11 protein-coding genes and 3 rRNA genes are annotated in these 21,665 nt (G+C 68.4%); 11 read left to right on the plus strand and 3 right to left on the minus strand.

The window, feature by feature from the left end:
- Positions 1–1,401: 1,401 nt before the first annotated feature.
- A complete protein-coding gene (locus tag HZZ00_RS11450; protein ID WP_180332080.1) occupies positions 1,402–3,750 on the minus strand; it encodes a TIM-barrel domain-containing protein in 2,349 nt (782 codons plus the stop codon).
- Between the two features lie 211 nt (positions 3,751–3,961).
- Here HZZ00_RS11450 and HZZ00_RS11455 point away from each other — a divergent pair, with 211 nt between their 5' ends.
- Positions 3,962–5,929, plus strand: a complete 1,968-nt coding sequence (locus HZZ00_RS11455; protein WP_180332081.1) for an acetoacetate--CoA ligase — start codon at positions 3,962–3,964, stop codon at positions 5,927–5,929.
- Between the two features lie 149 nt (positions 5,930–6,078).
- The gene (locus HZZ00_RS11460) at positions 6,079–6,972 is read left to right on the plus strand and encodes a hypothetical protein (protein ID WP_180332082.1); all 894 of its coding nucleotides are present in this window, start codon (positions 6,079–6,081) and stop codon (positions 6,970–6,972) included.
- Positions 6,973–7,072: 100 nt separating this feature from the next.
- Here the strand turns inward: HZZ00_RS11460 and ptsP are convergent, their stop codons facing one another.
- Together ptsP and HZZ00_RS11470 are read right to left on the minus strand one after the other, a co-directional pair.
- Positions 7,073–8,743 (minus strand): phosphoenolpyruvate--protein phosphotransferase, encoded by a 1,671-nt coding sequence (gene ptsP / locus HZZ00_RS11465; protein WP_180332083.1) that lies wholly within the window; start codon positions 8,741–8,743, stop codon positions 7,073–7,075.
- Positions 8,744–8,823: 80 nt separating this feature from the next.
- Positions 8,824–9,273, minus strand: coding sequence for a PTS glucose transporter subunit IIA (locus tag HZZ00_RS11470; protein ID WP_180332084.1), 450 nt, complete (start codon positions 9,271–9,273; stop codon positions 8,824–8,826).
- Between the two features lie 526 nt (positions 9,274–9,799).
- Here HZZ00_RS11470 and HZZ00_RS11475 point away from each other — a divergent pair.
- The 9 genes from HZZ00_RS11475 (at position 9,800) to HZZ00_RS11515 (ending at position 21,630) form a co-directional block, all read left to right on the plus strand.
- Positions 9,800–11,324, plus strand: a 16S ribosomal RNA gene (locus HZZ00_RS11475).
- A gap of 301 nt (positions 11,325–11,625) precedes the next feature.
- A 23S ribosomal RNA gene (locus HZZ00_RS11480) occupies positions 11,626–14,745 on the plus strand.
- A gap of 72 nt (positions 14,746–14,817) precedes the next feature.
- Positions 14,818–14,934 (plus strand): 5S ribosomal RNA (gene rrf, locus HZZ00_RS11485).
- Together the 16S, 23S and 5S rRNA genes form the textbook arrangement of a ribosomal RNA operon.
- Positions 14,935–15,042: 108 nt before the next feature.
- A complete protein-coding gene (locus HZZ00_RS11490) occupies positions 15,043–15,651 on the plus strand; it encodes a CDP-alcohol phosphatidyltransferase family protein (protein ID WP_180332085.1) in 609 nt (202 codons plus the stop codon).
- Positions 15,652–15,765: 114 nt separating this feature from the next.
- The gene (locus HZZ00_RS11495; RefSeq protein WP_180332086.1) at positions 15,766–18,261 is read left to right on the plus strand and encodes a mannose-1-phosphate guanyltransferase; all 2,496 of its coding nucleotides are present in this window, start codon (positions 15,766–15,768) and stop codon (positions 18,259–18,261) included.
- 167 nt (positions 18,262–18,428) lie between these two features.
- A complete protein-coding gene (locus tag HZZ00_RS11500) occupies positions 18,429–19,373 on the plus strand; it encodes a DUF881 domain-containing protein (protein WP_180332087.1) in 945 nt (314 codons plus the stop codon).
- Entirely contained in the window at positions 19,370–19,702 is a 333-nt protein-coding gene (locus HZZ00_RS11505) for a small basic family protein (protein WP_003988855.1), read from the plus strand. The genes HZZ00_RS11500 and HZZ00_RS11505 overlap by 4 nt, the downstream gene beginning before the upstream one ends.
- A 4-nt stretch (positions 19,703–19,706) precedes the next feature.
- Positions 19,707–20,615 (plus strand): DUF881 domain-containing protein, encoded by a 909-nt coding sequence (locus tag HZZ00_RS11510; protein ID WP_180333463.1) that lies wholly within the window; start codon positions 19,707–19,709, stop codon positions 20,613–20,615.
- 190 nt (positions 20,616–20,805) lie between these two features.
- On the plus strand, positions 20,806–21,630 hold the full coding sequence (locus HZZ00_RS11515) for an FHA domain-containing protein (RefSeq protein WP_180332088.1): 825 nt from the start codon (positions 20,806–20,808) through the stop codon (positions 21,628–21,630).
- Positions 21,631–21,665 lie beyond the last annotated feature (35 nt).

The following is a 21,665-nucleotide window of genomic DNA, read 5'->3' on the forward strand; positions in this document are numbered from 1 at the left end:
CCACCCGGCCCGGCGAGGCTCGCGCACCTGTCGGGCCCTGTCGGCCGGTACCGGTGTGTGGGCAGGCCGAGCCTTGGCGCCCGCTTGTCCTGGGCGGCCTTGCCCCGGCTCCGCGCCCCGCCGACCTCGCCTGCTTCCTCGCGCCCGCCTGGGGGGGGGAGGCTCGTCCGAGTCGCCCGTGTCCGCTGGGCTTGGCCGGATTCGGCGCCCGCAGGGCCGCCCGGCCGACGTCCGCCGCCGGCTTGTCCGGGCGATGCCGAACCTCGGCACCTGCTTGGTCTGGGCGGGCTTGGCCCCGGCTCCGTGCCCCGCTGACCTCGCCTGCTTCCTGGCGCCCGCCTGGTTGGGGGAGGCTCGTCCGAGTCGCCCGTGTCCGTTGGGCTCGGCCGGATTCGGCGCCCGCAGGCCCGTCCGGCCGACGTCCGCCGCCGGCTTGTCCGGGCGGGCCGAGTCCCGGCGCCTGCTTGGTCTGGGCGGGCTTGGCCCCGGGGCCGCTCCCCGCTGACCTCGCCTGCTTCCTGGCGCCCGCCTGGTTGGGGGAGGCTCGTCCGAGTCGCCCGCGTTCGTTGGGCTCGGCCGGACTCGGCGCCCGCAGGGCCGTCCGGCCGACGTCCGCCGCCGGCTTGCCCGGCCAAGCCGAGCCCCGGCACCTGCTTGGTCTGGGCGGGCTCGCCCTGGGGCCGCGCTCCGCCGGCCGCACCTGCGTTCCCGCGCCCGCCCGGCCCGGCGAGGCTCGCGAACCTGTCGGGTCCGGTCGGCCGGTGCCGGCGTCCGGCCAAGCCGGACCCCGGCGCCCGCTCGGCCTGGGCGGCCTTGGCCCCGGCTCCGCGCCCCGCCGACCCCGCCTGCTTTCCCGCGCCCGCCCGGCTGCACGAGCCCGTCAAGACGCCCGTGGTCGGTCGGCTCGGCCGGACCGCGCCCGCAGGCCCGTCCGGCCGACGTCCGCCGCCGGCCGAGCCGAGACCGCATGCCTGCCCGGGTTGGTCGGTTGCGTCGGTGCGTGCACTCGCCTGAGCGATCAGCTGGCCTCGGATCCCGATGCCTGCCCGGGTCGGTGGGTTTCGCCGGTGCCCGTGCACTCGCCTGAGCGATCAGCTGGCCTCGGATCCCGATGCCTGCCCGGGTCGGTGGGTTTCGCCGGTGCCCGTGCACTCGCCTGAGCGATCAGCTGGCCTCGGATCCCGATGCCTGCCCGGGTCGGTGGGTTTCGCCGGTGCCCGTGCACTCGCCTGAGCGATCAGCTGGCCTCGGATCCCGATGCCTGCCCGGGTCGGTGGGTTTCGCCGGAGCCCGTGCATCCGCCTGAACGACCAGCCGCCCTCCGATCCCGACGCCCGTCCCGGTCGGCCGGCCTCACCCGCGCCCCCACATCGCCTCACCGGACTCCCGGCCCCGCCCGTCTCACCCGAGCCCCCGCACCCGCACCGGCCAGGGCGGAGTGCTCGACCCGTCCTCTCCCTCCCGAGTGACCAGCACGCTCCCGCCCTGCCTGCGGGCGACGTACCGTTCGAGATCCGGCTCCTCCCAGCCGTCGCCCGCGTCTGGCACCACCAGTCCGCCCCCGGTGCGGCCGGGTGCCGGTGCCCATGCCTCCAGTTCCGGTCCCTCGTCACCGCGCACGGGCAGCACCGCGCCCGCCCGCGCGAACACCGGTATCCGCTCCGGCGATGCCGCCACGACCACCTGTGCCGGACCCTCGTAGGCCCGCTCCGTCGCCGTGTCGTACCAGCGACCCCGCGGCAACCGCACCGTCCGCCGGTCGGCGCCGGGCTCGAGGACGGGCGCCACCAGCAGGCCGTCGCCCAGCAGGAAGGCGTCCTCGCAGTCCCGCAGCGCCCGGTCCTCCGGCGCCCCCCACCACACCGGCCGCACATAGGGCGCGCCGGTCCGCCGGGCCAGATGGGCCAGCGTCACGAAGTACGGCAGCAGCCGCCGGCGCTCCCGCAGCGCCGCCCGCGCGTGCTCCAGCACCTCGGGCCCGAACTCCCACGGCTCCCGGCGCCCCGCGCGCGGCCCGGCGTGGGTGCGGAACAGCGGCAGGTACGCGCCGAGCTGGAACCAGCGCAGATACAGCTCCGGCGAGGGGCTGCCGTCGAACCCGCCGACGCCGGGACCCGAGTACGGCACCCCGCACAGACCGAGCCCCAGCACCAGCGACAGCGACGCCCGCAGCCCCGGCCAGCCCGTCGCCACCGCACCGGACCACGTGCCGCCGTAGCGTTGCATCCCCGCCCAGCCGGACCGCGAGAGCAGGAACGGCCGCTCCTCGGGCGCCAGTTCGCGCAATCCCTCGTAGCCCGCCCGCGCCATGCACAACCCGTACACGTTGTGCGCCTCGCGGTGGTCCCCACCGCGCCCCTCCAGGGCGTGCCGGGCCGAACGCGGCAGCGTCGGCTCCCCGAAGGCGTTGAAGGACACCGGCTCGTTCATGTCGTGCCAGAACCCGGCGAACCCCTGCGCCAGCCGCTCCGCGTACAGCCCGCCCCACCACGCGCGCACCCGCGGGTCCGTGAAGTCCGGGTACACCGACTCGCCGGCCCACACCACGCCCCGCACCGGCCGCCCCGACGCGTCCCGCACGAACGCGTCCACCGCCGCCCCGCTGTCGTGCACCGCGTTCCCCGCGACCGCCTTCACCGCCGGGTCGACGATCGACACCAGCCGGATCCCGTCCCGGCGCAGTTCCTCGGCGAGCACCGGCAGCTTCGGGAACCGCTCCCGGTCGACGGTGAACACCTGGTGGTCGTCGTAGTGGTCGATGTCCAGATGGACGGCGTCCAGCGGCAGGTCCCGCTCCTGGTAGCCCGCCACGATCCGGCGCAACTCCTGCTCGCCGCCGAACCCCCACCGCGCGTGGTGGTGGCCGAGTGCCCAGGACGGCGGCAGCGCGGGCGCCCCCGTCAGCGCGGCCCAGGTGTGCAGAACGCGCGACGGCGCCCCCACCATCACCCAGCAGCGCAGCGGACCGCCGTCCATCCGCAGTTCGCAGTGGCCCGCCCGGTCGTGCCCGGACCCCGCGCCCTCCTCGCCCTCGCGCAGCACCACCGTGCCGTCCCAGGTGGTGTCGTGGAAGATCAGGTGCGTCCCGGCGTCCGCCACCACCAGCTGCACCGGCATCGTCAGGTACAACGGATCGTCGCCGGGGCCGAACGCGTCCCCGGGATCGGTGTTCCACAGCCGGTACGAGCCGTCCCGCAGCCGCGGTCCCGACGCACGCCCGCCGAGCCCGAAGAACCGGGCGTCCGCCGCCACCTCCGACCGCTGCAGCCACCGCCCCGGACCGCCGCCGACCGGCTCCCACCAGCGCGGCGGCAGCTCCCGCCGCAACACCACCCCGCCCGGCGTGCACACGTCCACCGCGCCGTGCCGGGAGACCACGACGGTCACCCGCTCGGCCACCACCCGCCAGCCGCCGTCCGTGTCCGGTTCCAGCACCGCCCGCGGATCCGGCTCGGGACAACTCCCCGCCAGCGCGTACGACGGCTGCGGTTCCGCTCCGTCCCAGCCCCAGAACACCGCCCCGTTCACCGCCACCGTGATCCGCAGCTCGGAGCGGCTGAACCGGATCACCCCGCCACCGGGGCCCGGCCGCGCATCCTCCACCCGCCCCGGGACCCGCGCTCGCTCCGCCCCCCGCCGGGGCAGCCCGGCGGCGTCGATCCGCCGTCTGCGCCACGCCGCCCGCACCCCCCGCGCCGCCCGCCCCGAACCGATCACACGCACCGAACGCACCAGGTCACGACCGTCCATGCTGCTCACCCTGCCACCGAGCGCCCCGGCCGCGCGTGCCGTTCAATTTCCGTTCACCTGCGCCGGGGTGCCTTTCACCACTCGGATGATATGAAGCACCCCTGGTGCGGAAGTCGATCACATGGCATCGTCCCTGTCAGCCGCGTCACGCGCACACCCCAGCCGTGCGCGGACCGACGCACACGACGCGCACAGCCCGGGAGCCGCCCCAATGTCGACCGCGAACCCCCAGCCGCTCTGGCAGCCCGATCCCGAGCGGATCGCCGAGGCACGCATCACCACCTTCCAGGCCTGGGCCGCAGCCCGGCACGGGGCGCCGGCCGACGGCGGCTACGCCGCCCTGCACCGATGGTCCGTGGACCACCTGGACACCTTCTGGAAAGCCGTCACCGACTTCTTCGACGTGCGCTTCTCGACCCCGTACACGCAGGTCCTCGGCGACCGCGCCATGCCAGGCGCCCAGTGGTTCCCCGGCGCCACCCTCAACTACGCCGAACACGCCCTGCGCGCCGCCGCCGACCGCGCCGACCAGCCCGCCCTGGTGCACGTGGACGAGACCCACGAACCACGGCCCGTCACCTGGTCCGAACTGCGCCGCCAGGTCGGCTCCCTCGCCGCCGAACTGCGCGCCCTCGGCGTGCGCCCCGGCGACCGGGTCAGCGGCTACCTCCCCAACATCCCCCAGGCCGTCGTCGCCCTCCTCGCGACCGCCGCCGTCGGCGCCGTCTGGACCTCATGCGCCCCCGACTTCGGCGCGCGCAGCGTCCTCGACCGCTTCCAGCAGGTCGAACCCGTCGTCCTGTTCACCGTCGACGGCTACCGCTACGGCGGCAAGGAGCACGACCGCCGCGAGACCGTCGCCGAACTCCGCCGCGAACTGCCCACCCTGCGGGCCGTCGTGCACATCCCGCTGCTCGGCACCGAGGCCCCCGACGGCACCCTCGAATGGTCCGCCCTGACCGCGGGCGACACCGAACCCGTCTTCGAGCAGGTTCCCTTCGACCACCCGCTGTGGGTGCTCTACTCCTCCGGCACGACCGGACTGCCCAAGGCCATCGTCCAGTCCCAGGGCGGCATCCTGGTCGAACACCTCAAGCAACTGGGCCTGCACTGCGACCTCGGCCCGGAGGACCGCTTCTTCTGGTACACCTCGACCGGCTGGATGATGTGGAACTTCCTCGTCTCCGGCCTGCTCACCGGAACGACGATCGTCCTGTACGACGGCAGCCCCGGCCACCCCGACACCGGCGCCCAGTGGAAGGTCGCCGAACGCACCGGCGCCACCCTCTACGGCACCTCCGCCGCCTACGTCATGGCCTGCCGCAAGGCCGGCGTCCACCCGGCCCGCGACTACGACCTCTCCCGCGTCAAGTGCGTCGCCACCACCGGCTCCCCGCTCCCGCCGGACGGCTTCCGCTGGCTGCACGACGAGGTCCGCGACGACCTCTGGATCGCCTCCGTCAGCGGCGGCACCGACGTCTGCTCCTGCTTCGCGGGCGCCGTACCGACGCTGCCCGTGTACACCGGCGAACTCCAGGCCCCGGGTCTCGGCACCGACCTCCAGGCCTGGGACCCCAGCGGCCACCCCGTCGTGGACGAGGTGGGCGAACTCGTCGTCACCCAGCCCATGCCGTCCATGCCGGTCCGCTTCTGGAACGACCCCGACGGCAGCCGCTACCACGACAGCTACTTCGACACCTACCCCGGCGTCTGGCGTCACGGCGACTGGATCACCCTCACCTCCCGCGGCACCGTGATCATCCACGGCCGCTCCGACTCCACCCTCAACCGGCAGGGCGTCCGCATGGGCTCCGCCGACATCTACGAGGTCGTCGAGCGCCTGCCCGAGATCAAGGAATCCCTCGTCATCGGCATCGAACAGCCCGACGGCGGCTACTGGATGCCCCTGTTCGTCCACCTCGCCCCGGGCGCCGCCCTGGACGACGCCCTCGTCGACCGGATCAAGCGGGCCATCCGCGAACACCTCTCGCCCCGCCACATCCCCGACGAGATCATCGAGGTCCCCGGCGTCCCGCACACCCTCACCGGCAAGCGCATCGAGGTCCCCGTCAAGCGCCTCCTCCAGGGCACCCCGCTGGAGAAGGCGGTCAACCCCGGCTCCATCGACGACCTCGCCCTGCTCGCCTTCTACGAGGAACTGGCCCGCAAGCGCGCCTGACCCGCCGACCCCCGTGCGCGCGGCGCGGCACCGTCCGCGCCGCCCGCACGAACCGCGAAAACACCAGATCAGCGCCGTGCACCCCTCATTGTCAGTGCCGCCGATTACGGTGAGTGAGCACTGATACGACCGCGCGCAATGGGGGAAACATGGCGCACACCGACCACGAGAGCACACGCAGCGTCCTGCACCGCGAGATCGCGGGCACCATCGGCCTGCTCGCCGACGAACACGACTTCCGCGCCATGCGGCGCTATCGCAGCTTCACCTTCGACGACCACGCGACCTACCTCCGGCAGCTGGAAGCCGTCCTCCGAGACCGTGCCGCGGGCGGCGGCCACACCACACTCGCCCTGTTCGACCCCGAGGACTACGCCGCCTACTGCGCCGAGACCGGCCTGGACCCCGACCTCCCCGCCACCCGCACCCGCTTCACCGCCGAACTCGCCGCCACCGGCCCCACCATCCCCTACGACGGCAGCCCGCTCGCCACCCTCGTCCCCGCCCTCGTGGACGAAGCCGTCCGCCGGGCCACCTGGGAGTACGCCACCACTCTGCTCACCCGCCTCGGCCCCTGCCCCACCTGCGGCGAGGACATCGGCCGCGCGGCCTTCACCCGAGCCTCCGACCTCCTGGTCCGCATCCTCGACACCGCGCCGCCCGGGGACCGGCACCTCGTCTGCACCGTCACCGGACCCCCGGACACCCTGGTCTCGGTCCTCCACGGCGACCCGGACATCCACGGCGCCACCCGGCTCGACGAGGCCGAGGCGCTGGAGTTCACCAGCGTCCTCGCCCTGGGCCTCGCCACCCGCAGCCCCGGCGGACTGGTGCTGCGCACCAGCGCCCCGGGCACCCCCGACCGCGTCCACGGCTGGCGGCTGCGCGCCGGCGCCCTCGAACCACTCACCGCGGCCGAGGTGTTCGACGCCTACTGCACCGACGCCGAGACCGGCGACCTCATCGCCCCGGAACCCGGCGTCGACTACTGCGCACCGCCCGACCTCGGCGAGGAGCGCGGAGCCGACGACCACCGCCACTGACCCGGCACCGCACACGCCAGGGGCGCCCCACCCGAAGGCGGGACGCCCCTGACACCCGGCACCCGGCGCACCCGCCGGTACCGGTACCACCACCGGTCGGCTACTCGCCGGACAGCACACCCCGAGCCGCGCCGCGCGCCTCCTCGGCACTGTCCGCCGCACGCGCCGCCGCCGCGGCCCGCTCGCACTGCGCCAGCGTGTACTTCGCCAGCGCAGCACGGACGTACGGAATCGACGCCGCGCCCATGGACAAGGAGGTGACACCCAGCCCGGTCAGCACACAGGCCAGCAGCGGATCGGACGCCGCCTCACCGCACACACCGCAGCTCTTGCCCTCGGCACGGGCCGCCTCCGCGGACAGCGCCACCAGGTCCAGCAGCGCCGGCTGCCACGGATCCTGCAACCGCGACACCGCGCCCACCTGCCGGTCCGCCGCGAACGTGTACTGCGCGAGGTCATTGGTCCCCAACGACAGGAACTCGACCTCCTGGAGGATCGAACGCGCCCGCAGCGCGGCCGACGGGATCTCCACCATGGCCCCGAACTTCGCCGTCAGCCCCGCCTCCCGGCAGGCGTCCGCGAACGCCTTCGCGTCGGCGCGGTCCGCCACCATCGGCGCCATCACCTCAAGGTGGACGGGCAGCCCCCGCGCGGCCTTCGCCAGCGCGGTCAGCTGGGTGCGCAGCACCTCGGGGTGGTCCAGCAGCGTCCGCAGGCCCCGCACGCCCAGGGCAGGGTTCGGCTCGTCCGCCGGGGTCAGGAACGCCAGGGGCTTGTCCGCGCCCGCGTCCAGCACGCGCACGACGACCCGGCCCTCGGGGAACGCCTCCAGCACCTGCCGGTAGGCCGCGATCTGCTTCTCCTCGGACGGAGCGCGCTCACTGTCGTCCAGGAACAGGAACTCGGTACGGAACAGACCGACGCCCTCGGCCCCGGCCGCCACGGCCGCCGGCACGTCCGCGGGGCCGCCCACATTGGCCAGCAGCGGCACCTGGTGACCGTCCGCCGTCGCACCCGGCCCCGTCGAGGCGGCCAGCGCCGCCCTGCGCTCCGCGGCCTCCGCCGCCAGCCGCTCCCGGCTCTCCTCGCTCGGGTTCACGAAGACGTCACCGGTGCTGCCGTCCACCGCGACCACCGTGCCCTCGGCCAGCTCCACCGCACCGGGCAGCGCCACCACGGCCGGCACGCCGAGCGCCCGGGCCAGGATCGCGCTGTGACTGGTCGGCCCGCCCTCCTCGGTCACGAAGCCGAGCACCAGGGAAGGGTCGAGCAGCGCCGTGTCGGCGGGCGCCAGGTCCCGCGCCACCAGGACATAGGGGTGGTCGCTGTCCGGCACACCCGGCATGGGAACGCCCAGCAGCCGGGCGACGATACGGTTCCGCACGTCGTCGAGGTCCGCCACCCGCCCGGCGAGGTACTCGCCCGCCCCGGCCAGCAGCTCCCGGTAGGCCGCGAACGCGTCGTACACCGCGCGCTCGGCGGTGCTGCCGACGGCGATCCGCCGCTCCACATCCGCCATCAGCTCGGGGTCCTGGGCCATCATGGCCTGTGCTTCGAGCACGGCCTGGGCCTCGCCACCCGCCAGGTTGCCGCGCGCCGTCAGGTCGGCGGCCACCGCGTCCACCGCCTGTCGGGCGCGTCCCTGCTCCCGGCCCGCCTCCTGCGCGGGGATCTGCTTGGCCGGCGGCTCCAGCACCGCCGTGCCCATGTGCCGGACCTCGCCGATCGCCACGCCATGGCTCACACCGACGCCTCGCAGCGTTGTCTCCATCTCACCCGTCTCCGGATAGTGCGGCGGCCCCCCGCCGCGGTGGTCGTCCTGTTCCGCCGTCCTTCTGACGGCGACTGCCGTCAGTTCCAGGAGAAGAGGCAGTCGCCGGCCTTCACATCACCGCTGTCGCGGAGGTCGGAGAGGGCGTCGGCCGTGGCCTCCAGCGCGACGACGGGGCAGACCGGGGACTTGCCGGCCTCCTCGACGGCCGCGGGGTTCCAGCGCACGACGGCCTGGCCGCGGGTCACGGTGTCGCCCTTGCCGACGAGCAGCTCGAAGCCCTCGCCGTTGAGCTGCACCGTGTCGATACCGAGGTGGGTGAGCACCCCGTGCCCCTGCTCGTCGACGACGACGAAGGCGTGCGGGTGCAGGGAGACGATCACACCCGTCACGGGCGACACGGCCTCCGAGGGCTCCCGCGCGGGATCGATCGCGGTACCGGGCCCGACCATCGCCCCGGCGAAGACCGGGTCCGGCACGGCGGCCAGCCCGATGGCGCGTCCGGCGAGAGGGGACGTCACGGTGGTCATGGGAGCCTCCCAGAAGTGGAGCTGCTCGCGAGCCTGAGCAGCAGGGTATGTCATGTGAAGTGGCGGTTCCGGATGAAAGCTACCAGCTAGTGGTCTAGACCACCAACCTACTGGATTTGCACCCTCTTCGGAGCCGCGTGTACAGTCGTACTCCTGCTCGGGACGGAGCGGCGCGAGAGTGCCGTCGCCTGACAGAAACCAAACTCGTCGGATCCTAACTCTGGATCTCCTTCCGCATGCCTGCGGGAGGGTGGTCAGAGAGACGGAAAAAGCCTGATAGAGTTTGAAACACCGAAAGGGAAGCGCCCGGAGGAAAGCCCGAGAGGGTGAGTACAAAGGAAGCGACCGTTCCTTGAGAACTCAACAGCGTGCCAAAAGTCAACGCCAGATATGTTGATACCCCGTCCATCGGATCACCGATGGTCGAGGTTCCTTTGAAAAAACACAGCGAGGACGCTGAGGACCGAGGGGACTATTCCTCCTCTTGGTTCCGCTCCCGTGTGTGTCACTGGATTACCGGTAAACATTCACGGAGAGTTTGATCCTGGCTCAGGACGAACGCTGGCGGCGTGCTTAACACATGCAAGTCGAACGATGAAGCCCTTCGGGGTGGATTAGTGGCGAACGGGTGAGTAACACGTGGGCAATCTGCCCTGCACTCTGGGACAAGCCCTGGAAACGGGGTCTAATACCGGATATGACCATCTTGGGCATCCTTGATGGTGTAAAGCTCCGGCGGTGCAGGATGAGCCCGCGGCCTATCAGCTTGTTGGTGAGGTAATGGCTCACCAAGGCGACGACGGGTAGCCGGCCTGAGAGGGCGACCGGCCACACTGGGACTGAGACACGGCCCAGACTCCTACGGGAGGCAGCAGTGGGGAATATTGCACAATGGGCGAAAGCCTGATGCAGCGACGCCGCGTGAGGGATGACGGCCTTCGGGTTGTAAACCTCTTTCAGCAGGGAAGAAGCGAAAGTGACGGTACCTGCAGAAGAAGCGCCGGCTAACTACGTGCCAGCAGCCGCGGTAATACGTAGGGCGCAAGCGTTGTCCGGAATTATTGGGCGTAAAGAGCTCGTAGGCGGCTTGTCACGTCGGTTGTGAAAGCCCGGGGCTTAACCCCGGGTCTGCAGTCGATACGGGCAGGCTAGAGTTCGGTAGGGGAGATCGGAATTCCTGGTGTAGCGGTGAAATGCGCAGATATCAGGAGGAACACCGGTGGCGAAGGCGGATCTCTGGGCCGATACTGACGCTGAGGAGCGAAAGCGTGGGGAGCGAACAGGATTAGATACCCTGGTAGTCCACGCCGTAAACGGTGGGCACTAGGTGTGGGCAACATTCCACGTTGTCCGTGCCGCAGCTAACGCATTAAGTGCCCCGCCTGGGGAGTACGGCCGCAAGGCTAAAACTCAAAGGAATTGACGGGGGCCCGCACAAGCGGCGGAGCATGTGGCTTAATTCGACGCAACGCGAAGAACCTTACCAAGGCTTGACATACACCGGAAAGCATTAGAGATAGTGCCCCCCTTGTGGTCGGTGTACAGGTGGTGCATGGCTGTCGTCAGCTCGTGTCGTGAGATGTTGGGTTAAGTCCCGCAACGAGCGCAACCCTTGTCCCGTGTTGCCAGCAGGCCCTTGTGGTGCTGGGGACTCACGGGAGACCGCCGGGGTCAACTCGGAGGAAGGTGGGGACGACGTCAAGTCATCATGCCCCTTATGTCTTGGGCTGCACACGTGCTACAATGGCCGGTACAATGAGCTGCGATACCGTGAGGTGGAGCGAATCTCAAAAAGCCGGTCTCAGTTCGGATTGGGGTCTGCAACTCGACCCCATGAAGTCGGAGTCGCTAGTAATCGCAGATCAGCATTGCTGCGGTGAATACGTTCCCGGGCCTTGTACACACCGCCCGTCACGTCACGAAAGTCGGTAACACCCGAAGCCGGTGGCCCAACCCCTTGTGGGAGGGAGCTGTCGAAGGTGGGACTGGCGATTGGGACGAAGTCGTAACAAGGTAGCCGTACCGGAAGGTGCGGCTGGATCACCTCCTTTCTAAGGAGCACTTCTTACCGGGCTTGCCTGGTCAGAGGCCAGTACATCAGCGAATGTCTGATGCTGGTTGCTCATGGGTGGAACGTTGACTACTCGGCACTCTTCGGATGGCTCTTCTTCCTAGTACTGCTTCGGCGTGGAACGGATGAGAGGGCGGCGGGGGTGTCGGGCACGCTGTTGGGTGTCTGAGGGAATGAACTTCTCCTCAGTCGCCGGCCCCAGTGCACTCGGATCCTTTGGGTTCGGGGTGATGGGTGGCTGGTCGTTGTTTGAGAACTGCACAGTGGACGCGAGCATCTGTGGCCAAGTTTTTAAGGGCGCACGGTGGATGCCTTGGCACCAGGAACCGATGAAGGACGTGGGAGGCCGCGATAGTCCCCGGGGAGTCGTCAACCAGGCTTTGATCCGGGGGTTTCCGAATGGGGAAACCCGGCAGTCGTCATGGGCTGTCACCCGCTGCTGAACACATAGGCAGTGTGGAGGGAACGAGGGGAAGTGAAACATCTCAGTACCCTCAGGAAGAGAAAACAACCGTGATTCCGGGAGTAGTGGCGAGCGAAACCGGATGAGGCCAAACCGTATGCGTGTGAGACCCGGCAGGGGTTGCGTGTGCGGGGTTGTGGGATCTCTCTTCTACGGTCTGCCGGCCGTAGGGCGAGTTAGAAACCGTTGATGTAGGCGAAGGACATGCGAAAGGTCCGGCGTAGAGGGTAAGACCCCCGTAGTCGAAATGTCAGCGGCTTGCTTGAGAGACACCCAAGTAGCACGGGGCCCGAGAAATCCCGTGTGAATCTGGCGGGACCACCCGCTAAGCCTAAATATTCCCTGGTGACCGATAGCGGATAGTACCGTGAGGGAATGGTGAAAAGTACCCCGGGAGGGGAGTGAAATAGTACCTGAAACCGTGTGCCTACAAGCCGTGGGAGCGTCGGAAGCACTTCGGTGCTTCTCGTGACTGCGTGCCTTTTGAAGAATGAGCCTGCGAGTTTGCGGTGTGTTGCGAGGTTAACCCGGGTGGGGAAGCCGTAGCGAAAGCGAGTCCGAATAGGGCGTTTTAGTAGCACGCTCAAGACCCGAAGCGGAGTGATCTAGCCATGGGCAGGTTGAAGCGGAGGTAAGACTTCGTGGAGGACCGAACCCACCAGGGTTGAAAACCTGGGGGATGACCTGTGGTTAGGGGTGAAAGGCTAATCAAACTCCGTGATAGCTGGTTCTCCCCGAAATGCATTTAGGTGCAGCGTCGTGTGTTTCTTGCCGGAGGTAGAGCACTGGATAGGCGATGGGCCCTACCGGGTTACTGACCTTAGCCAAACTCCGAATGCCGGTAAGTGAGAGCGCGGCAGTGAGACTGTGGGGGATAAGCTCCATGGTCGAGAGGGAAACAGCCCAGAGCATCGACTAAGGCCCCCAAGCGTACGCTAAGTGGGAAAGGATGTGGAGTCGCACAGACAACCAGGAGGTTGGCTTAGAAGCAGCCACCCTTGAAAGAGTGCGTAATAGCTCACTGGTCTAGTGATTCCGCGCCGACAATGTAGCGGGGCTCAAGCGTACCGCCGAAGTCGTGTCATTGCAGCATATAGCCCTAACGGGTGTTGTGATGGGTAGGGGAGCGTCGTCTGCCGGGTGAAGCAGCACCGGAAGGTAGTTGTGGACGGTTGACGAGTGAGAATGCAGGCATGAGTAGCGATTCACACGTGAGAAACGTGTGCGCCGATTGACTAAGGGTTCCTGGGTCAAGCTGATCTGCCCAGGGTAAGTCGGGACCTAAGGCGAGGCCGACAGGCGTAGTCGATGGATAACCGGTTGATATTCCGGTACCCGCTGTGAAGCGTCAAACATCGAGCATCGTGATGCTAAGGCCGTGAAGCCGCCCTGGATCCTTCGGGTGAAGGGGAGTGGTGGAGCCGCTGAACCAAGCGGTTAGTAGGTGAGTGATGGGGTGACGCAGGAAGGTAGTCCATCCCGGGCGGTGGTTGTCCCGGGGTAAGGGTGTAGCCCGAGTGGTAGGTAAATCCGCCGCTCATGCAGGGTGAGACCTGATGCCGAGCCGATTGTGGTGAAGTGGATGATCCTATGCTGTCGAGAAAAGCCTCTAGCGAGTTTCATGGCGGCCCGTACCCTAAACCGACTCAGGTGGTCAGGTAGAGAATACCGAGGCGTTCGGGTGAACTATGGTTAAGGAACTCGGCAAAATGCCCCCGTAACTTCGGGAGAAGGGGGGCCACACCTGGTGACGATCTTTACGGTCTGAGCTGGGGGTGGCCGCAGAGACCAGCGAGAAGCGACTGTTTACTAAAAACACAGGTCCGTGCGAAGCCGTAAGGCGATGTATACGGACTGACGCCTGCCCGGTGCTGGAACGTTAAGGGGACCGGTTAGCTTCACTTCGGTGGGGCGAAGCTGAGAACTTAAGCGCCAGTAAACGGCGGTGGTAACTATAACCATCCTAAGGTAGCGAAATTCCTTGTCGGGTAAGTTCCGACCTGCACGAATGGCGTAACGACTTCTCGACTGTCTCAACCATAGGCCCGGTGAAATTGCACTACGAGTAAAGATGCTCGTTTCGCGCAGCAGGACGGAAAGACCCCGGGACCTTTACTACAGTTTGATATTGGTGTTCGGTTCGGCTTGTGTAGGATAGCTGGGAGACTTTGAAGCGGCCACGCCAGTGGTTGTGGAGTCGTCGTTGAAATACCAGTCTGGTCGTGCTGGATGTCTAACCTGGGTCCGTGATCCGGATCAGGGACAGTGTCTGATGGGTAGTTTAACTGGGGCGGTTGCCTCCTAAAGGGTAACGGAGGCGCCCAAAGGTTCCCTCAGCCTGGTTGGCAATCAGGTGTTGAGTGTAAGTGCACAAGGGAGCTTGACTGTGAGACCGACGGGTCGAGCAGGGACGAAAGTCGGGACTAGTGATCCGGCGGTGGCTTGTGGAAGCGCCGTCGCTCAACGGATAAAAGGTACCCCGGGGATAACAGGCTGATCTTCCCCAAGAGTCCATATCGACGGGATGGTTTGGCACCTCGATGTCGGCTCGTCGCATCCTGGGGCTGGAGTCGGTCCCAAGGGTTGGGCTGTTCGCCCATTAAAGCGGTACGCGAGCTGGGTTTAGAACGTCGTGAGACAGTTCGGTCCCTATCCGCTGTGCGCGTAGGAGTCTTGAGAAGGGCTGTCCCTAGTACGAGAGGACCGGGACGGACGAACCTCTGGTGTGCCAGTTGTTCTGCCAAGGGCATGGCTGGTTGGCTACGTTCGGGAGGGATAACCGCTGAAAGCATCTAAGCGGGAAGCCTGCTTCGAGATGAGGACTCCCACCCACTTGATGGGGTAAGGCTCCCAGTAGACGACTGGGTTGATAGGCCGGATCTGGAAGCCAGGTAACTGGTGGAGGTGACCGGTACTAATAGGCCGAGGGCTTGTCCTCAGTTGCTCGCGTCCACTGTGTTGGTTCTGAAACCACGAACAACCATTGTGCTGGTTGTCAGTTTCATAGTGTTTCGGTGGTTATAGCGTGAGGGAAACGCCCGGTTACATTCCGAACCCGGAAGCTAAGCCTCACAGCGCCGATGGTACTGCAGGGGGGACCCTGTGGGAGAGTAGGACGCCGCCGAACTCCTTTTGTAGCTCCGGCTCTTGGGCACCAGCCCGAGAGCCGGAGCTTTTTTGCGTTGGGGTAAAGTCAGGGAGCATCGTTGGCTCGTATCCCACAGGAGGCCCCCGGGTGGAGGTCCAGGAGACCCGTGTCCAGACAGACCGGGTCCTCACCATCCCCAACATCCTCAGCATGGCGCGGCTCGTCGGCGTACCCCTGTTCCTGTGGTTGATCCTCAGGCCGGAGTTCGGCGGCCCCAACAGCGATGGATGGGCCCTCCTGGTGCTGGCGCTCAGCGGAGTCAGCGACTACCTGGACGGCAAACTCGCCCGGCGCTGGAACCAGATCAGCAGCCTGGGCCGGCTCCTCGACCCGGCCGCCGACCGGCTCTACGTGCTGTCCACGCTGGCCGGCCTCACCTGGCGGGAAATCCTCCCGCTCTGGCTGACCGCGCTGCTGCTGGCCCGCGAACTGATGCTCCTGGTGATGGTGGGGATCCTCCGCCGGCACGGGTATCCGCCGCCGCAGGTCAACTTCCTCGGGAAGGCCGCCACGTTCAACCTCATGTACGCCTTCCCGCTCCTGCTCCTCAGTGACGGAAGTGGTTGGATCGCGTCACTGGCCGCTGTTTTCGGATGGGCGTTCGCCGGATGGGGTACAACCCTGTATTGGTGGGCAGGAGTGCTCTATGTGGTCCAAGTCCGCCGATTGGTACGTGCGGACACCGTGGCCGATTGAGCTCGGCGATTGTCCTGACGTAACGCCTCGATGGCCCGCTGTGGAAAAGTGCGGGACAATCTGGACGGGTGAAGTCGGCTAGACCGTCGTCTCTTCAAGGAGGACGCTTCCGACATGAAGGCCGTCGTGATGGCCGGGGGCGAAGGCACACGCCTGCGCCCCATGACCTCAAGCATGCCCAAGCCGCTCCTGCCCGTGGCGAACCGCCCGATCATGGAGCACGTGCTACGGCTGCTCAAAAGGCACGGGCTCACCGAGACCGTGGTCACCGTGCAGTTCCTTGCCTCGCTCGTCAAGAACTACTTCGGTGACGGCGAAGAGCTCGGGATGGAGCTCACCTACGCCAATGAGGAGAAGCCACTCGGTACCGCCGGAAGCGTCAAGAACGCCGAAGAGGCATTGAAGGACGATGCCTTCCTCGTCATCTCCGGTGACGCCCTGACCGACTTCGACCTCACCGAACTGATCAATTTCCACAAGGAGAAGGGCGCGCTCGTCACGGTCTGCCTGACCCGGGTGCCCAACCCCCTCGAATTCGGCATCACCATCGTCGACGAGGAGGGCAAGGTCGAACGCTTCCTGGAGAAGCCGACCTGGGGCCAGGTCTTCTCCGACACGGTCAACACGGGCATCTACGTGATGGAGCCCGAAGTCTTCAACTACGTAGAACCCGATGTTCCGGTCGACTGGTCCGGCGACGTCTTCCCTCAACTGATGAAGGAGGGCAAGCCGATCTACGGCTACGTCGCCGAGGGCTACTGGGAGGACGTCGGCACGCACGAGAGCTACGTCAAGGCCCAGGCCGACGTGCTCGAAGGCAAGGTCAACGTCGACATCGACGGCTTCGAGATCTCCCCGGGCGTATGGGTGGCCGAGGGCGCCGAGGTGCACCCCGACGCCGTACTGCGCGGTCCGCTGTACATCGGCGACTACGCGAAGGTCGAGTCCGGTGCCGAGATCCGCGAGCACACCGTGGTCGGCTCGAACGTCGTCGTCAAGAGCGGAGCCTTCCTGCACAAGGCGGTCGTGCACGACAACGTGTACGTCGGCCAGCACAGCAACCTCCGCGGCTGTGTCGTCGGCAAGAACACCGACATCATGCGGGCCGCCCGGATCGAGGACGGCGCCGTCATCGGGGACGAGTGCCTGATCGGCGAAGAATCGATCGTGCAGGGCAACGTCCGCGTCTACCCGTTCAAGACCATCGAGGCCGGCGCCTTCGTCAACACCTCGGTGATCTGGGAGTCCCGGGGCCAGGCACACCTCTTCGGCGCCCGCGGGGTGTCCGGCATCCTGAACGTGGAGATCACGCCCGAGCTGGCCGTACGCCTCGCCGGCGCCTACGCCACCACGCTCAAGAAGGGCTCCACGGTCACCACCGCCCGAGACCACTCCCGAGGCGCCCGGGCGCTCAAGCGGGCGGTCATCTCCGCGCTCCAGGCCAGCGCCATCGACGTACGCGACCTGGAGAACGTGCCGCTGCCGGTGGCCCGGCAGCAGACCGCGCGGGGCAGCGCCGGCGGCATCATGATCCGCACCACGCCCGGTGTCCCGGACTCCGTCGACATCATGTTCTTCGACGGACAGGGCGCCGACCTGTCCCAGGCCGGGCAGCGGAAGCTGGACCGGGTGTTCGCGCGCCAGGAGTACCGGCGGGCGTTCCCCGGCGAGATCGGCGACCTGTACTTCCCGTCCAGCGTCTTCGACTCGTACACCGGCTCCCTGCTGCGCAACGTCGACACCACCGGGATCGCCGAGTCCGGACTGAAGGTCGTCGTGGACGCCTCCAACGGCAGCGCGGGCCTGGTGCTGCCCAGCCTGCTGGGCAAGCTCGGAGTGGACTCCCTGACCATCAACCCGGGTCTCGACGAGTCCAGGCCCACCGAGACGGCCGAGATGCGGCGCAGCGGCCTGGTGCGGCTCGGTGAGATCGTCGCCTCCTCGGGCGCCGCGTTCGGTGTGCGCTTCGACCCCGTCGGCGAGCGGCTGTCCCTCGTGGACGAGAAGGGCCGGATCATCGAGGACGACCGGGCGCTGCTGGTGATGCTGGACCTGGTGGCCGCGGAGCGGCGCAGCGGCCGGGTGGCACTGCCCGTCACCACGACCCGGATCGCCGAGCAGGTGGCCGCGTACCACGGCACCCAGGTCGAGTGGACGACCACGTCGCCGGACGACCTCACGCGCGTCGGCGGCGAGGAGGGCACGATCTTCGGCGGCGACGGCAAGGGCGGGTTCATCGTCCCCGAGTTCGGCAGCGTGTTCGACGGCACGGCGGCCTTCGTACGGCTGATCGGGCTCGTGGCGCGCACCCAGCTCACCCTGAGCCAGATCGACGCGCGGATCCCGCGGGCGCACGTCCTCAAGCGGGACCTGGCCACCCCGTGGGCCGTCAAGGGTCTGGTGATGCGCCGGGTGGTCGAGGCGGCCGGAGACCGGTCGGTGGACACCACCGACGGGGTGCGGGTCGTGGAGACGGACGGGCGCTGGGTGATGGTGCTGCCCGACCCGGCCGAGGCCGTCACCCATCTGTGGGCCGAGGGCCCCGACGACGCCTCCGCGCAGGCCCTCCTGGACGAGTGGTCGGCCGTCGTGGACAGCGCCGGGCGGTGACGCCCGCAAGGGCCTGAGAAGGCTCTGACCTGGCCCTGACGGCGTGCCGTGCGGCGGACGGGGCCGCAAAGGGTGCCGCACGCGTGCGTGCCGGACATGTGTCCCCAAGGGGGCCTGTCCGGCACGCCGGTGGGGCCATTCGGAGGTATCGCGCGCGACGTGCGACGATGTGCGGCATGCCGCAGCAACCCCCCGTTCGGAGCAGCCCCGCGCGGCCGCGCCGCCCGGACGCCTCCATGTCGTTGATCACCAACGTCATGGACCACAGCCTCGACGACGGGTACGCCGAGGCCGCCGCCCGGAAGAAGTCCCAGGGCGAGGGCGGCCTGCCGAAGACCCTGAGGGCGAAGCTGGGCCTCGCGGGCGGTCTGGTGCTCGCGGCCCTGGTCGTGACCGTAGGGGCGGCCCAGGCGCGCGTGGCGGCGCCCGTGGTGGCCAAGGAGCGCCAGGAGCTGATCGACCGCGTCGACAAGGAGACCGCGGACGCGGACAGGCTCCAGGGCAGTGTCGACAAACTCCGTGACGACGTCAGCGCGCGCCAGCGGGCGGCGCTGAAAGCGAGCGGGGGCAGCGCCGAGGCGGACCTGGTGGGCATGCTGTCCGGCGCCACCGAGGTGCACGGTCCGGGCGTCAAGCTGGTCGTGAACGACGCCAAGGAGGCCAGCTCCGGTGGCGACGGCTCCAACCCCAGGGAGACGGCGGGGTTCTCCGACACCGGCCGGGTGCGCGACCGTGATCTCCAGCGCGTCGTCAACGGGCTGTGGCAGTCCGGCGCCGAGGCCGTGTCCATCAACGGGCAGCGGCTGACCGCCCTGTCGGCGATCCGGGCCGCCGGAGACGCGATACTGGTCGACAACCGGCCGCTGGTGCCGCCGTACACCGTGCTCGCGGTGGGGGACGGGCCCAGGCTGAGCAGTGACTTCCAGAACGGTGCGGACGGCCTGTACCTGCATGCCCTGGAGCAGAACTACGGCATCCGCGCCACCATCGCCACCCAGCGCGACGTCCGGTTGCCCGCGGCGCCGAGCGTGATCGTCCGCACGGCGAGGCCGGACACCGCGGACAGCGGCAAGACCGAGAACACCGAGAAGACGAAGAAGGGCACATCGTGATCGCCGTACTGGGCCTCGTCGTGGGAGTCGTGGCCGGCCTGTTGGTCCGGCCCGAGGTTCCGGCGGTCGTGGAGCCTTATCTGCCGATCGCCGTCGTCGCGGCACTGGACGCCGTCTTCGGCGGTCTGCGGGCCATGCTGGACGGCATCTTCGACGACAAGGTCTTCGTGGTGTCCTTCCTTTCGAACGTGGTCGTGGCGGCCCTGATCGTGTTCCTCGGCGACAAGTTGGGCGTGGGTGCGCAGTTGTCCACGGGTGTCGTGGTCGTCCTCGGCATCCGGATCTTCTCCAACGCCGCGGCGATCCGGCGGCATGTCTTCCGGGCGTGAGGCGATGAGCGACCAGTACGACCGCGAGGACGAGAACGGCCGCGAGCGGCACGGCGGCCACGAGGAACCCGACCGCCCCGGCGGGCAGGGCGAGCGGCCGGAGAACCGGCTGCGCAAGGAACTGCCGGCCGAGGTGCCCGCCCCGCCGCCCGGCGCCGGACGGCAGCCGGGCCCGCGCCCGCAGGAGCCGCTGACCGGACGTCAGCGGCTGGTCAAGGGACTGTGGCCGCCGCGCCTCACCCGGCCCCAACTCATAGTGGCGCTCCTGCTGTTCGGTCTCGGCTTCGGCCTGGCCGTCCAGGTGGCGTCGAACAGCGACACCGACAGTGCGCTGCGCGGCGCACGTCAAGAAGATCTTGTTCGCATCCTGGATGAACTGGATTCGCGTACTCAGCGTCTTGAAGACGAGAGGCAGGGACTCGAGAAGCAGCGTCAGGAGCTCCAGAGCAGCTCCGACCAGGCCGCGGAGGCGCGCCGGCAGACCGCCGAGAAGGAGAGGCAACTCGGCATCCTGGCGGGCACCGTGGCGGCTCAGGGTCCCGGCATCACCATGACGATCGAGGACACGAAGGGGACGGTCCAGTCCGACATGCTGCTCGACACCATCCAGGAGCTGCGCGCGGCCGGTGCGGAGGCGATCCAGGTCAACGGTGTCCGCGTGGTGGCGAACACCTACTTCGCGGACGCGGGCAAGAGCGTGAGCGTGGACGGGAACAAGATCAACGCCCCTTATCGTTTCAAGGTCATCGGCAAGCCGCAGGACCTCGAGCCGGCGCTGAACATCCCGGGAGGCGTGGTGCAGACTCTGGAGAAGGAGCAGGCCACGGTCTCCGTCGCACAGTCGGGCAAGATCGTCGTGGACGCCTTGCGACAGGCGAAGCAGCCTGACTACGCTCGGTCGTCCTCCCAGTGAACCGCTGGTGCATGGGGGCCTTCCGGCAGGGGCATGAGGTTGCGGGGGGTCGGCGCCCCGACGAGGTGGCGCGTGGTGGAAACTGTCTGGTGGGCACGGACGTTGTGAGGGTGTCCGGGTCGGCCGGTGTCGGCAATCAGGGTTCGTCCTGCCCCACGGGCGGGTCTGTTTCGGTCAAGGGGAATCGCCCGTGAAGTTGTTTGCGAAGTGGTTCGGCAAGAGCGCGCGAGAGGGCGGCGACAACGCGACCGCTCGTCATCGCGCACAGCCTGACGCACAGGGTCAGCGGCCGCTGTTCCGGGACCAGGTGGCTGGTCCGGGCGGTGACATTTCGGGAGGCCAGGGCGCGCCGTCAGTTGACCCTGGCCAGTCCGGCGGCATAGGTTTCGGGCAACCGTCAACCTCAAGTACGGGTGGAGACTTTGGTCCCGGCCCGTACGCGTCCAACGCCTCGGCGGGACAGCCGCGGCAGGAGGATCCGTCCATGTCGGCCCTGGTGTGTACGAGGTGCGGTAACCGCAACGCGGAGAACGCCCGCTTCTGTTCCAACTGCGGTGCGCCGCTGCGTCCCGGAGCCGTGCCCGAGCGCGCCTCCGAGACGACGTCAACGATCTCGATCTCCGGCCTTGAGGCGTACGACGCGGAGACGACCGGACAGATTCCGATGCTGTCGCCGGAGGCGCAGGCCGCGGTGGAGGCGCTCCCGGCGGGCTCGGCCCTGCTGGTGGTGCGCCGCGGCCCGAACTCGGGCAGCCGCTTCCTGCTGGACGGCGACCTGACGACGGCCGGCCGTCACCCGCAGAGCGACATCTTCCTGGACGACGTGACGGTCTCGCGTCGCCATGTGGAGTTCCGCCGCTCCCCGGACGGCTCGTTCACCGTCGCCGACGTGGGCAGCCTCAACGGCACCTACGTCAACCGCGAGCCGATCGACCAGGTCGCCCTGCAGAGCGGTGACGAGGTGCAGATCGGCAAGTACCGGCTGGTGTTCTACGCGAGCCGGCAGGGCATCTGACCCGCCCCCGGACACGCTCCGGGGGTAACCCAGGG

This window comes from Streptomyces sp. NEAU-sy36, from assembly GCF_013423905.1.
Classification (GTDB): Bacteria; Actinomycetota; Actinomycetes; order Streptomycetales; family Streptomycetaceae; genus Streptomyces; species Streptomyces misionensis.